Origin of the sequence: Pseudonocardia sp. WMMC193 (assembly GCF_021728735.1) — a bacterium.
Classification (GTDB): Bacteria; Actinomycetota; Actinomycetes; order Mycobacteriales; family Pseudonocardiaceae; genus Pseudonocardia; species Pseudonocardia oroxyli.
The window spans coordinates 2,864,050-2,877,399 of record NZ_JAKKDO010000003.1; the positions used below are offsets into that span (position 1 = coordinate 2,864,050).

The 13,350-nt window shown below is 73.1% G+C and carries 12 protein-coding genes; 3 read left to right on the forward strand and 9 right to left on the reverse strand.

The features are described from left to right. The first annotated feature begins 44 nt into the window (after window positions 1-44). The gene (locus L3X23_RS14945) at window positions 45-824 is read left to right on the forward strand and encodes a helix-turn-helix domain-containing protein (protein WP_237192788.1); all 780 of its coding nucleotides are present in this window, start codon (window positions 45-47) and stop codon (window positions 822-824) included. On the opposite strand, the gene L3X23_RS14950 is transcribed toward L3X23_RS14945, so the two are convergent. The 8 genes from L3X23_RS14950 to L3X23_RS14985 form a co-directional block, all read right to left on the reverse strand. Beyond that, the gene (locus L3X23_RS14950) at window positions 802-1,278 is read right to left on the reverse strand and encodes a DUF456 domain-containing protein (protein WP_237192789.1); all 477 of its coding nucleotides are present in this window, start codon (window positions 1,276-1,278) and stop codon (window positions 802-804) included. The two genes, L3X23_RS14945 and L3X23_RS14950, sit on opposite strands and share 23 nt — an antisense overlap. Before the next feature lie 36 nt (window positions 1,279-1,314). Further along, window positions 1,315-2,580: a pitrilysin family protein gene (locus tag L3X23_RS14955; protein ID WP_308116902.1), complete on the reverse strand. Its 1,266-nt coding sequence runs from the start codon at window positions 2,578-2,580 to the stop codon at window positions 1,315-1,317. Window positions 2,581-2,609: 29 nt separating this feature from the next. Then, window positions 2,610-4,865 (reverse strand): polyribonucleotide nucleotidyltransferase, encoded by a 2,256-nt coding sequence (locus tag L3X23_RS14960; RefSeq protein ID WP_237192790.1) that lies wholly within the window; start codon window positions 4,863-4,865, stop codon window positions 2,610-2,612. 200 nt (window positions 4,866-5,065) lie between these two features. Further along, window positions 5,066-5,335 (reverse strand): 30S ribosomal protein S15, encoded by a 270-nt coding sequence (rpsO, locus tag L3X23_RS14965; RefSeq protein ID WP_237192791.1) that lies wholly within the window; start codon window positions 5,333-5,335, stop codon window positions 5,066-5,068. Window positions 5,336-5,508: 173 nt separating this feature from the next. Beyond that, window positions 5,509-6,078 (reverse strand): helix-turn-helix transcriptional regulator, encoded by a 570-nt coding sequence (locus L3X23_RS14970; RefSeq protein WP_237192792.1) that lies wholly within the window; start codon window positions 6,076-6,078, stop codon window positions 5,509-5,511. Window positions 6,079-6,134: 56 nt separating this feature from the next. Beyond that, a complete protein-coding gene (locus L3X23_RS14975) occupies window positions 6,135-7,058 on the reverse strand; it encodes a bifunctional riboflavin kinase/FAD synthetase (RefSeq protein ID WP_237192793.1) in 924 nt (307 codons plus the stop codon). A 10-nt stretch (window positions 7,059-7,068) separates the two neighbouring features. Beyond that, entirely contained in the window at window positions 7,069-7,896 is an 828-nt protein-coding gene (truB, locus tag L3X23_RS14980) for a tRNA pseudouridine(55) synthase TruB (protein WP_237198036.1), read from the reverse strand. 46 nt (window positions 7,897-7,942) lie between these two features. Next, window positions 7,943-8,602 carry a response regulator transcription factor gene (locus L3X23_RS14985; RefSeq protein WP_093079262.1) on the reverse strand — a complete coding sequence of 220 codons (660 nt, stop codon included), beginning with the start codon at window positions 8,600-8,602 and terminating at the stop codon, window positions 7,943-7,945. Window positions 8,603-8,724: 122 nt separating this feature from the next. On the opposite strand from L3X23_RS14985, the gene L3X23_RS14990 reads away from it, so the two are divergent. Both L3X23_RS14990 and L3X23_RS14995 read left to right on the forward strand, forming a co-directional pair. Further along, window positions 8,725-10,155: a cation:dicarboxylate symporter family transporter gene (locus L3X23_RS14990; protein WP_237192794.1), complete on the forward strand. Its 1,431-nt coding sequence runs from the start codon at window positions 8,725-8,727 to the stop codon at window positions 10,153-10,155. Window positions 10,156-10,166: 11 nt separating this feature from the next. After that, the gene (locus L3X23_RS14995) at window positions 10,167-11,825 is read left to right on the forward strand and encodes an ATP-binding protein (RefSeq protein WP_237192795.1); all 1,659 of its coding nucleotides are present in this window, start codon (window positions 10,167-10,169) and stop codon (window positions 11,823-11,825) included. Here the strand turns inward: L3X23_RS14995 and L3X23_RS15000 are convergent. Continuing rightward, a complete protein-coding gene (locus L3X23_RS15000) occupies window positions 11,761-13,074 on the reverse strand; it encodes an MATE family efflux transporter (protein WP_237192796.1) in 1,314 nt (437 codons plus the stop codon). The genes L3X23_RS14995 and L3X23_RS15000 overlap by 65 nt on opposite strands. Window positions 13,075-13,350 lie beyond the last annotated feature (276 nt).

Here is a 13,350-nt window from a genome sequence, read left to right on the forward strand (position 1 = left end):
GGCCGAGTACCAGCTCAGCGCTCAGACGACCCCAGGGAGAAGCCATGACCGTCGCGGTCGACGTGATCCCGTACGAGCGCCACGAGGGCGACGACGAACGCTCCATGTGGATCTGCCGCTTCGGTCCCGCGGAGCCGGGCGGCTGGGGTCTGCACCGCCACGAGCAGCACCAGATCGCCTGGGTCAGCGAGGGGCTGACGACGGCCGTGGTCGAGGACCGCACCTGGGTGCTGCCGCCGACCCGGGCCCTGTTCGTGCCGGCGCACGCCGCCCACGACGTCGTCAACCGCCCGCCCGCCGCCCTGCACTGTCTCTACGTGTGGCCGCACGCGTGCCCGCTGGACTGGACCGCACCGACCGTCATCGGGGTCGGTCCCCTGCTGCGCGAGCTGATGCTGGCGCTGTCCGGGCCGGCGCTGCAGGCGGTCGAGGAGTCGGCCCGGACGCTGTTCTTCGGCCTCGTCGGCGCGGTGACCGATCCCGGCGTGGCGGTGCCGCTGCCGGACGACCGGCGGGCGCGCGCCGTCGCGCAGTGGCTGGTCTCCCGACCCGACGACCCCCGCGGCCTCGACGAGCTGGCCCCCGCCGCCGGCACCTCGGTGAGCACCCTGCGCCGGGCGTTCGCCGAGACCGGGATGACGTTCACGGACTGGCGCACACAGGTCCGGCTGCAGGCCGCGCTGCCGCACCTGGCGGACGGGATGCCGGTCGCCGGGGTGGCCCGACGGGTGGGCTACGCCTCGCTGAACGGGTTCGTCGACGCCTTCCGCAGGCACTTCGGGCACACGCCCGCGGCCCACTTCACGCGAGCACCAGACCGGTGATCCACGCGGCGGTCATCAGCAGCCCGGCCGCCAGCTCGATGACGATGCTCCAGCCGACCGCGCGCAGCGCGTGCTTCGTCGAGGGCCAGGCCTGCGCGGAGCTGCCCAGCCGGGCGAGCTCGGCCAGGTAGACGCCGAGGACGAAGCCCAGGAACAGCCCGATCACGGGGATCACGAAGAACCCGATGATCCCGAGGACCGCCCCGAGCAGCAGTGACCGGCCGGGCACGCCCGCGTCCTTGAGCTGCTTGCCCGGGATCGTGTACTTGACGATCGAGCCGATCACCAGCAGCGCCGCGGCGATCCCGAAGACCCACCAGCCCAGCGCGTCCCCGCGCGGGATCGCCCACACCGCCACCCCCGCGAGCACCACGACCAGCCCGGGCAGCACCTGGGACACGACCCCGACCAACCCGAGGACGATCACCACACCCGCGACGAGCGAGAGGATCACCGATGCCCACCCCCGCCCGCATTATGGAGCAGGGGGTCAGGCGAGATCCTGGAGGGCTGCGGGGAGGTCGTCCGGGTCGTCGTAGGGGCCGACCACCGCGGCCGTGAGGTCCTGGGTGAGGAGCTCGTCCGCCAGGGCGGCGACCTCCTCGACGGTGACCTCGTCGATCCGGGCCAGGCTCTCCTCCAGCGAACGCTGTCGGCCGTGGTCCAGCTCGGAGCGGCCCAGCCGGTTCATCCGGCTCGCCGTGTCCTCCAGGCCCAGCACGGTGCTGCCGCGCAGCGACCCCTTGGCCCGGCGCACCTCCGCCTCGGTGATCCCCTCGGCGGCGGCGCCCGCGAGCACGTCCCGCACCACGCCGACCACTTCGCCGAGCCGCTCCGGCGCGCAGCCCGCGTAGACCGACCAGGTGCCGGCGTCCGCGTAGGACACGCTCGACGAGTAGACCTGGTACGCGAGCCCGCGCTGCTCCCGGACCTGCTGGAACAGCCGGGAGGACAGGCCGCCGCCCAGCGCCGCGTTGAGCACCGCCAACACCGGGCGCCGCGGGTCGTGCCGGTCGAGACCGGGCACGCCGAGCATGAGCTGGGCCTGCTCGGAGTCGTCCGTGCGCAGGGCGAGCGCCCGCCGCGCGGGCAGCGCGACCCCGCCGGAGCGGCGGGGCCCGACGGGCCGCGCGTCCGGCCCGTCGAACGCCTTCGCCGCCAGCTCGACGACGTGGTCGTGGGTCAGGTTCCCCGCGGCCGCCACCACCATCCGGGGGGCGGTGTACTCGCCCCGCCAGAACTCGAACAGGGTCTCGCGGCTCATCCCGCGGATCGACTCCTCCGAGCCGATCACGGGCAGGCCGAGCGGGTGGGCCGCGAACAGCGTCTCGTCGAACAGCTCGCCGAGCAGGTCCTCGGGATCGTCGTCCCGCATGGCGATCTCTTCCAGGACCACCCCGCGCTCGAGCTCGACGTCCGTGTGCGCCAGCTCGGCGTGGGTGACGACGTCCGCGAGGACGTCGAGCGCCAACGGCAGGTCCTCGTCGAGGACGTGCGCGTAGTAGCAGGTGTGCTCCTTGGCGGTGAACGCGTTCAGCTCGCCGCCGACCGCGTCCATCTCCTCGGCGATGGCCTGCGCCGAGCGCCGCCCCGTGCCCTTGAACAGCAGGTGTTCGAGGTAGTGCGCCGCCCCGGCCTGGTCCGGGCGCTCGTCCCGGGAGCCGATGGCGATCCAGATGCCGAGCGCGACGGAGCGCACGCCCGCGACCTGCTCGGTGAGCACGCGAACGCCCCCGGGGAGCTCGGTGCGAGCCACCCCGGGGGCGTCCGGACGTGCGGAGGAGGTCAGCTCGAGACCTCGGCGGGGGCCTCGACGACCACGTCGGCGTCGGACGGGGCGTCGGCCGGAGCCGCCGCACCCTCCTCCACCACCGGGATCAGCGAGATCTTGCCGCGGTTGTCGATGTCGGTGACCTCGACGCGGATCTTGTCGCCCACCTTGACGACGTCCTCGACCTTGCCGATCCGCTTCCCGTTGCCGAGCTTCGAGATGTGGACCAGCCCGTCCTTGCCGGGGACCAGCGAGACGAAGGCGCCGAAGGCGGCGGTCTTGACGACCGTGCCCAGGAACCGCTCGCCGATCTTCGGCAGCTGCGGGTTGGCGATGGCGTTGATCATGCCGATCGCCTCCTCCGCGGAGGGGCCGTCGGCGGCACCGACGTAGATGGTGCCGTCGTCCTCGATGGAGATGTCCGCGCCGGTCTTCTCCGTGATCGAGTTGATCATCTTGCCCTTCGGGCCGATGACCTCGCCGATCTTGTCGACGGGCACCTTGATCGCGGTGACCCGCGGCGCGTAGGTGCTCATCTCGTCCGGGCCGTCGATGGCCTCGCCCAGCACCTCGAGGATGGTGAGGCGGGCGTCCTTGGCCTGGTTCAGCGCGGCGGCCAGCACCTCGGACGGGATGCCGTCCAGCTTGGTGTCCAGCTGCAGCGCGGTGACGAACTCCGCCGTGCCGGCGACCTTGAAGTCCATGTCGCCGAACGCGTCCTCGGCGCCCAGGATGTCCGTCAGCGCGACGTACTGGGTGGTGCCGTCGACGGTGTCGGAGACCAGGCCCATCGCGATGCCCGCGACCGGCGCCTTGAGCGGCACGCCCGCGTTGTACAGCGACATCGTGGAGGCGCAGACCGAGCCCATGGACGTCGAGCCGTTGGAGCCGAGGGCCTCGGACACCTGGCGGATCGCGTAGGGGAACTCCTCGCGCGTGGGCAGCACGGGCAGCAGGGCCCGCTCCGCCAGCGCGCCGTGGCCGATCTCGCGGCGCTTCGGCGACCCGACGCGACCGGTCTCACCGGTCGAGTACGGCGGGAAGTTGTAGTGGTGCAGGTAGCGCTTGTGCGTCTCCGGCCCCAGCGAGTCGATCTGCTGCTCCATGCGGAGCATGTTCAGCGTGGTGACACCCATGATCTGGGTCTCGCCGCGCTCGAAGATCGCGGAACCGTGCGCCCGCGGGACGACCTCGACCTCGGCCGACAGCGGCCGGATGTCGGTGAGCCCGCGCCCGTCGATCCGGACCTTGTCGGTCAGGATGCGCTGGCGGACGAGCTTCTTGTTGAGCGACCGGAACGCGGCGCCCAGCTCCTTCTCGCGGCCCTCGAACTGCGCGCCGAGGGACTCGAGCACGGCGAGCTTGACCTCGTCGGTCTTCGCCTCGCGCTCCTGCTTCGGGCCGACGGCCAAAGCAGCGGCCAGGTCCTTCGAGGCGGCCTTCTCCACGGCCTCGAACGCGTCCGGCTGGTAGGCCGGGTACGTCGGGTAGTCGCGGGTCGGCTTGGCGGCGACCTCGGCCAGCTGCTGCTGGGCGATGCACAGGCTGCGGATGAACGGCTTGGCCGCCTCCAGGCCCTGCGCCACGATCTCCTCGGTGGGCGCCTGCGCGCCCCCGGCGACGAGCTCGATCGTCTCGGTGGTGGCCTCGGCCTCCACCATCATGATCGCGACGTCGTCACCCACGACGCGGCCGGCGACGACCATGTCGAAGACGGCGCGCTGCAGGTCCTCCCACTGCGGGAAGGCGACCCACTGGCCGTCGATCAGGGCCACGCGCACGCCGCCGATGGGGCCGGAGAACGGCAGCCCGGCGAGCTGCGTCGACGCCGAGGCGGCGTTGATCGCGAGCGCGTCGTACGGGTCCTGCGGGTCCAGCGACAACACGGTGACGACGATCTGGATCTCGTTGCGCAGGCCGTCGACGAAGGACGGGCGCAGCGGCCGGTCGATGAGCCGGCAGGTCAGGATCGCGTCCGTACCCGGGCGACCCTCGCGGCGGAAGAACGAGCCGGGGATCTTGCCGATCGCGTACATCCGCTCCTCGACGTCCACCGTGAGGGGGAAGAAGTCGAAGTGCTCCTTGGGCTGCTTCGACGCCGTGGTGGCGGAGAGCAGCATGGTCTCGTCGTCCAGATAGGCGACGACGGATCCGGCGGCCTGGCGCGCGAGGCGCCCGGTCTCGAACCGGACGGTGCGGGAGCCGAAGCTCCCGTTGTCGATCACTGCGGTCGTCTCGTGGACGCCGTCGTTCTCGATGGGATCGGTCATGAAGTGGTGTCTCTCCTCGAGACTCGAGCCACCCCGTGAGACCGGTGGATCCTCCGCGGAGCCGGTCTTCGATCGAAGCGCCCGGAGCCTCGTGCTCCGGGGGCCACTACCGAGGACCGGCGGATCAGGTCGGTCAGAGGGTGGCGGTGTTCAGTTCTGCGACCCGAGGGGGCGGCATCCGCCACCCCCTCGGGAGGTGCTCAGCGGCGCAGGCCCAGCTTCTCGATCAGGGACCGGTACCGGTTGATGTCCACCGAGGCCAGGTACTTGAGCAGCCGGCGGCGACGGCCGACCATGAGGAGCAGCCCGCGACGGCTGTGGTGGTCGTGCTTGTGCTGCTTGAGGTGCTCGGTCAGGTCGCTGATCCGCTTGGTCAGCAGGGCGACCTGCGCCTCCGGCGAGCCCGTGTCACCGGAGTGGGTGCCGTACTCGTCGAGGATCGTCTTCTTCGCTGCGGCGTCGAGAGCCACGTGTGTCTCCTTCGGTGGTGACGTCCGTGGGGCCCGTCCGCGAGGTGTGCCTCGGGCGGGTGGTCGGAACGGCCGCCACGGACTGCAGCCGAACCCGGTGTCCAGGCTACCAGCGCGCCGCCGCCCGCCCGCGCCGACCCACCCGTTCGAGCCGGTCAGGCGGGGTACGGGCACTAGTTCGAGGCGGCCCGGCGCAGCAGCGCCGCGATCTCCGGGAACGCCGTGCCCAACGCGGCGGCGGCCGCGACCAGCCGGGCGGGCGTGGTGACCGCGCGCAGCGCCTCGGTCGGATCGGCGGGCCGCCCGGGACGCGGCGGGTCACCCGCGCGGTCCGCGGGGCCCGACGGGTCCGGCCTGCCCGGCTGCCCCGGCTGCCCCGGCTGCCCCGGCTGCCCCGGCTGCCCCGGCTGCCCCGGCTGCCCCGGCTGCGCTGTCCATGCCACCGGGGTCGACGACCGCACCGCCGCCAGCAGCCCCGGGACGCGGTCGGCCGCGACCGCCGGGCCCGCGGCCCGGTCGTCGAGCATCCGGAGGCGGGCGAGCACCGCCGGGTCGCCGATCTTCACCCGCCGCCCGGTGACCAGCTGCGACAACATCGCCGGGCTCACCCCGACCGTGCGCGCGAGGGCCCCCTGGGTGATCCCGAGCGCCTTGACCACCCGGTGCACCGTCTGCCCGATCGGCGCACCGTAGAGCGCGCGCTGCCGCTCGCGGTTCGCGGCGAGGAGCGACTCGGGATCCACGCCGACGATCGTCGCACCGCGGCCCCCGTCCCCGAGGCGGAACGGAGAAACTGCGGTCAGCCGAGCAGCTCCCGGGTCCGCTCCACGTCCTTGTTCATCTGCTCGATCAGCGGCTCGATGCCGTCGTAGCGCTCCATGCCGCGCAGCCGGTGCGCGAACTCGACGCCCACCTCGTGGCCGTAGAAGTCCTCGTGGACGTCGAGCACGAAGGCCTCGACGGTGCGGACCCGCCCCGAGAACGTCGGGTTGGAGCCGACCGAGATCGCCGCCGGCAGCCGCCGGTCGCCGATCGTGAACCAGCCCGCGTAGACCCCGTCCGCGGGGATGGCGGTGTGCTCGGCGCAGGACACGTTGGCGGTGGGGAACCCCAGCTCGCGGCCGCGTTTGTCGCCGTGCACGACCACCCCGTCGACCCGGTGCGGCCGCCCGAGCGCCGCGGCCGCCGCCTCCATGTCCCCCGCGTCGATGCACGAGCGGATGTAGGTCGAGGAGAACGTGACACCCGCGCCGCTCATGAGGTCGAGCCCCTCCACCCCGAACCCGAACCGGGAGCCGAGCTCGCGCAGCGTGTCCAGGTCCCCGACGGCCTTGTAGCCGAAGGTGAAGTTCGTGCCGACGACCACGACCGCGGCGTGCAGGGTGTCCACGAGGATCTCGTGGGCGAACTCCGCGGGCTCCATCCGGGCCAGCTCGGCGGTGAAGGGGATGACGCAGAAGGCGTCCGCCCCCAGCTCGGATACGAGGTCCGCCCGGCGCTCGAGGGTCGTCAGCGCCGCCGGGTGCGACCCCGGCCGGACGAGCTCGGCGGGATGCGGGTCGAACGTGACGACGGTGCTGTGCAGCCCCCGCTCCTCGGCGACCGCGACGGCCCGGGCGATCAGCTGCCGGTGCCCGCGGTGGACGCCGTCGAACACCCCGATCGTCACGACGCTGCGGCCCCAACCCGAGGGGACGGAGTCGATCCCGCGCCACCGTTCCACGATCAGCAGCCTACGAGGCGGCGGGCGCGAGGACGACAACGGGCTTGGCCACCGCGCCCGCGTCCGCCATGAGGGCCAGGACACGGCCGTCGGGGGCGAACACGCCGTAGGTGCCCGGCAGACCCGCGGCGGGCAGCCGCTTGCCGTGCGAGACGTCCGTCGCGCCGCTCTCGTCGACGTCTCGCCGCACGAAGGCGGTCGCGACCGCCCCGGCGAGGTCGAGCGACAGCGCCGGGTCCTCCGCCAGCTGCTCCAGGGTGCGGGCGTGGGCGAGCCCGAACGGCCCGACCCGGGTGCGGCGCAACGCCGTCAGGTGGCCGCCGACGCCCAGTGCGGCGCCGAGGTCGCGGGCGAGCGCGCGCACGTACGTGCCGGACGAGCACTCCACGACGACGTCCAGCTCGGCGCCCCGCCGCTCGACCAGGTCGAACGCGGACACGGTCACCGGGCGGGGCGGGATCACCACGTCCTCCCCCGCCCGCACCCGCGCGTAGGCGCGCTTGCCGTCGATCTTCACCGCGCTAATGCTGGACGGGACCTGCTCGATGCCGCCGGTCAGGGCGGCCATGCCCGCCGCGACCGCCTCGTCCGTCACGCCCGACGGGTCCGCCTCGGTGAGCGTGTCCCCCTCGGCGTCGTCGGTGGTGGTGGACGCGCCGAGCCGGATGGTCGCGGTGTAGGCCTTGGTGTCCAGGGCGAGGTGTCCGAGCAGCTTGGTGCCCCGCTCCACCCCGCACACCAGCACGCCGGTGGCCATCGGGTCCAGCGTCCCGGCGTGGCCGACCTTGCGGGTGCGCAGGATGCGGCGGAGGCGGGACACGACGTCGTGCGACGTCATCCCGCTCGGTTTGTCGACGATCACGAGCCCGGACACCCGCGTGACCCTACTTTCCGAGCCGGTAGCCCACCCCACGCGCCGTCACGATCACCTCGGGGCGGCCGAGCTTCGACCGGACCAGGCCGACGTGCGCCTCGAGCGTGCGGCGCGCGGAGGAGTCCGTGCTCCCCCAGACCTCGTCGAGCAGCTCGTCGCGGGCGACGACCGCACCCTCCCGCCTGGCCAGCGCCGCGAGCAGGTCGAACTCCTTGCGCGCCAACGCGACCTCGGCGCCGTCGACGCTCACCGAGCGCCGCGCGAGGTCGATCTCCACGTCGCCCGCGACCACCGCGGGCGCCACCCCCAGCCCGCGGGTGCGGCGCAGCACCGCGTCGATCCGGGCGAGCAGCTCCTCGATCAGGAACGGCTTGACGATGTAGTCGTCCGCGCCGTTGCGCAGCCCGGCCACGCGCGCCTCGACGGCCCCGCGCCCGGTGACGGCGAGGATCGGCACCCGCGACACCGCGCGGATCCCCCGACAGACCCCGATCCCGTCCCGGTCCGGCAGGCCCATGTCCAACAACACGACGTCCGGCGCCCCCTGGGCCACGGCCTCCAGCGCGGCGGACCCGCTGGTCACGTGCTGGACGCGGAACCCGTGCGCGGTCAGCGCCTTGGCCACGGCGCCACCCAGGACGGCGTCGTCCTCGACCAGCAGTGCGCGCACTTCTCCGACGTCTCCCAACCAGCGAAACCTCAAGGCCCGCCCAATTATGGACGCGCACACCCTGACATGGCGCCGGTCACGTTCCTAACGTGCCGTCCGGCATCGGACGTCGAGGAGGACGAGTGGCTACCACCGAAGCATCAGCACCGCCGCGGAAGAGGCGGTTCTACACCCAGCTCTGGTTCTGGGTGATCGTCGGCATTCTCGGCGGCATCGTGTTCGGGATGCTCGCCCCCGACGCCGCCAAGGGCTCGAAGTGGCTGGCCGACGGGTTCATCCAGATGATCAAGGTGATCGTCGCTCCGGTGATCTTCTGCACCGTGGTCGTCGGGATCGCCTCGATCGGCAACCTCGCCCGCGCGGGCGGCCTGGCGCTCAAGGCGCTGTTCTACTTCCTGGTCGCCACCGTCGTGGCGCTGACCCTCGGCCTGCTCGCGGCGAACGTCTTCGACGTCGGCGGGGGCTTCACCGGGCAGCCGTCGGCCGCCGCGCTGGAGTCCGCGGCCAAGCAGGTGGAGAGCGGCTCGAACGCCGACCAGGGCGGCCTGACCGGCTTCCTGCTCAACGACCTGCTCCCGACCAGCTTCCTCGGCCCGTTCGTGGAGAACGAGGTCCTGCGCGTCCTGGTCCTCGCGATCCTCACCGCCTGCTCGGTGTCGCTGCTGGCCGCGCCGCTGCGCACCCGCGTCGTCGGCTCGATCGAGACCATCGCCAAGGTCATCTTCGGCATCATCAAGCTGATCATGTGGGCCGCGCCGGTCGCCGCGTTCGGCGGCATGGCCTACACCGTGGCCCAGTTCGGCACCCAGTCGCTCGGTGAGCTGCTCAAGCTGATGGGCGTGTTCTGGGGCACCTGCCTGTTCTTCATCGTCGCGGTGCTCGGCCTGGTGTCCTGGTGGGCCGGGTTCAACATCTTCAAGGTCATCCGGCTGATCAAGGACGAGCTGCTGATCATCGTCGGCACCTCGTCGTCGGAGTCGGTGCTGCCGCGGCTGCTGACCAAGCTGGAGGCGGCGGGGGCGTCGAAGCAGACCGTCGGACTGGTCATCCCGACCGGCTACTCGTTCAACCTCGACGGCACCTGCATCTACCTGACCCTCGGTGCCCTGTTCATCATCCACGCGGGCGGCGAGACCCTCCCGATCGGCTTGCAGATCGGCCTCGCGCTGCTCATGGTCCTGACGTCCAAGGGCGCGGCGGGCATCACGGGTGCGGGCCTGGTGACCCTGGCGGCCTCGCTGCAGGCCTTCGGCGGCGAGTTCTTCACCGCCGAGGCCATCGCCGTCGGCATCGCGCTGATCATCGGCATCGACCGCGTGATGAGCGAGGGCCGCGCCCTCACCAACTGCATCGGCAACGTCGTCGCCACGCTGGCCATCGCCCGCTGGAACGGTGAGCTGGACCGCGAGCGGCTCGCCGCGGTGCTGGACGACCCGTCGCTCGTCGACGCGGCGATGGAGCTCGAGCACGGCGCAGGCCGTGACGCCGAGCGGGCGGAGTCGGTGGAGTCGGCGGAGCCCGAGGACAAGGAGCTCGTCGAGTCCGCACGGTAGACACTGTCCTCATGTCCTCCCGGCCCCGCCGATCGTCGAGCCTGGTCCGTCGCCTGCTGTTCCTGCAGGTGGCCACGGTCCTGGTGACGGTCGGCGGGGCCGCCGTACTGGCGGTCCTCGGCGCCCGCCAGCTCGAGACCGACGCAGCCGCCCGGTTGACCACGGCCACCGCCCAGTCCGTCGCGACCGATCCCGCCGTGGTCGCGGCGGTGACGGCGGGCGGCGACCCGCAGGTCGTCGCGCGGACGATGCAGCCGCTGGCCCTGCGGGTGCAGGAGGCCACCGGCACGGCGTTCGTCGTGATCATGAGCCCGGACGGGGTGCGCTACAGCCACGCCGAGCCGGACCGGATCGGGCAGACCTACCTGGGCACGATCGCCGAGGCCCGCGCCGGGCAGGTGTACACGGAGCACTACCTCGGCACCCTCGGCCCCTCGATCCGCACGGTCGTCCCGGTGTTCGCAGGCTCGGGCGGCCCGGTCGTCGGGCTGGTCAGCGTCGGCGTACTGGAGACGCGGATCAGCGAGCTCGTGGCGCGCGAGCTGCCCTGGATCGTCCTCGTGGCGGCCGTGGCGGTGGCCCTGGGCGCGTCGTTCGCCTGGCTGCTCGCCCGCCGGGTGCGCAGGCAGACCCTCGGCCTGGAGCCGGCCGAGATCGCCGCCGCCTACACCCACCACGACGCCGTGCTGCGCGCCGTGCGCGAGGGGCTGATGGTGCTCGACGAGGACGGCCGGGTCGTGGTCGTCAACGCCGAGGCCCGGCGGCTGCTGGGGTTCGGCCTCGACCAGCCCGTCGAAGGTCGCAGACTGGTGGAGCTGGGCGTGGACCCGGCGTTGCGGGCCGTCACCCGGCTCGCGACGGGCGGTGTGGAGGACGTCCGGGACACCGTGACACTGGCGGGCGAGCGGGTCCTGCTGCTCTCGCGCACCGCCGCCGGTCCCCGCGCCGGGGAGGGCACCCGAGTCGTCACGCTGCGGGACCGGACCGAGCTCGCGGACGTCCTGCGCGAGCGCGACGCCGCCCGCGACCGCGCCCGCGCGCTGTCGGCGCAGGCCCACGAGTTCGCCAACCGCATGCAGACCGTGCTCACCCTCGTGCAGCTCGGCGAGACCGACGACGCGCTGCGGGCGGGCACCGCCGCCGTCGACCGGGCGCGCGGGCCGTCGGACCTGGTCGTGCACGATCCCGTGCTGGCCGCGCTGCTGCTGGACAAGGCCTGGTCCGCGGCGGAACGGGACATCGCGTTCACCGTCGAGGACGAGACCAGCGCGGAGACGCCCGTCGAGCCGGACGATCTCGTCTCGCTCGTCGGCAATCTCGTCGACAACGCCTTGGACGCGGCCGACGGCTCGCCCGGCGCTGCCGTCGGGGTGCGGCTGGCGGACGGCGCGAGCGGATGGATCGTGGAGGTCGAGGACACCGGGCCCGGCATCCCCGCCGACGCCGCGGACGACGTCTTCGCCCACGGGTTCTCCACCAAGCCCGCGGCCCCCGACCGCCCCCGCGGCATCGGCCTGGCCCTCGTGGCGCGGATCGTGCGCAGGCTCGGTGGGTCGATCGAGGTGTCCGGGCGCTCCCCCGGCACGGTGTTCCGGCTGGAGCTGCCTAGCCGACTCCCGTCACGGCCCACCGCCCCGACCGAGCTCGCAGGCCCACGGCCACCAGCCTGACCAGCATGAACAGGCTCAGGCCCGTCCAGATGCCCAGCAGGCCCCAGCCGAACGCGAGCGAGATCCAGATCAGCGGCAGGAAGCCCGCGAGCGCGGCGACCAGGGTCGTGGTGCGCAGGAACGCGGCGTCGCCCGCGCCGAGCAGCACCCCGTCGATCGCGAACACCACACCGGCGATCGGCTGCAGCGCGACGAAGAACCACCAGGCCTGCGGGATCGTGGCGAGGGTGTCGCCGTCGGCGGTGAACACCCCGGGCAGCACCGGGTAGAGCGCGGCGAACAGCACCCCGAACCCGATGCCGAGCCACAGCCCGTAGCGGGTGACCTGGGCGCCGGTGGCCTTGGCCTGGTCGGCTCCCCCGGCGCCCAGCGCCGCCCCGACCAGGGCCTGCGCGGCGATCGCGACGGCGTCGAGCACCAGCGCCTGGAAGTTCCACAGCTGCAGCACGACCTGGTGCGCCGCCACGCTCGCCGCGCCGAACCGGGCGGCGACCGCCGTGGCGGAGAGGAAACAGATCTGGAACCCGGCCGTGCGCAGGATCAGGTCGCGGCCCATCGACAGCTGCGCGCGGATGACGTCCGGGCGCGGCCGCAGCGACACCCCCTCCTTGAGCAGGGCGCGGAGGAACAGCCCGGCGACGATCACCTGCGCCACGACGTTCGCGATCGCCGAGCCCTCCAGCCCGAGGCCCAGCGGGTGTACCAGGATCGGGCACAGCACGGCCGAGATCCCGTTGCCGGTGAGCACGTAGCGCAGGGGGCGGGCGGTGTCCTGCACCCCGCGCATCCAGCCGTTGCCCGCCAGGGTGATCAGGATGAGGGGGGCGCCGAACAGCGCGGTCCGCAGCCAGCCGACCGCGGCGTCGGCCACCCCGCCGCCGTCGCCCAGCAGGTCCGCGACGGGCCGCGCGAACAGCTGTCCCAGCCCCAGCACGAGCAGTCCGACCGCGATCGCCACCCACGTCGCCTGCACGCCCTCCACGACGGCGTCCTGGCGCCGCCCCGCCCCGTGCAGGCGGGCCGAGCGCGCGGTGGTGCCGTAGGACAGGAAGTTCAGCGCGGTCGTGACCTGCGCGAACAGCACCCCGGCGACCGCCAGGCCCGCCAGCGGCACCGTCCCCAGCCGCCCGACGACGGCGGTGTCGACCAGGATGTACAGCGGCTCGGCGGCGAGCACCGGCAGCGCCTGCAGGGCCAGACGCACGACCTGCCGCGGTGAGGCGCCGTGGGCGGCGGGCTCGGAACTCACGCCCCGATCCTCCCCCGCGCGCCCGGCCTCGGTCGGCGGGGGTGTCCCCGGCGCCCCTTTGCAGTGACAGCCGATCCGCACCGGCGGGAGGGCGGTGCACACCCGGCGGCCCCTTTGCAGTGACAGCGGATGCGCACCGGGGGACGGCGGTGCACACCGGCGCGCCTTCGCAGTGACAGCACATCCGCACGGGGGGCAGCAGTGTGTACCAAGCGCCCCTTTGCAGTGACAGCGCATCCGCACGGTACGCGGCGGTGCGCATCCGCTGTCACTGCA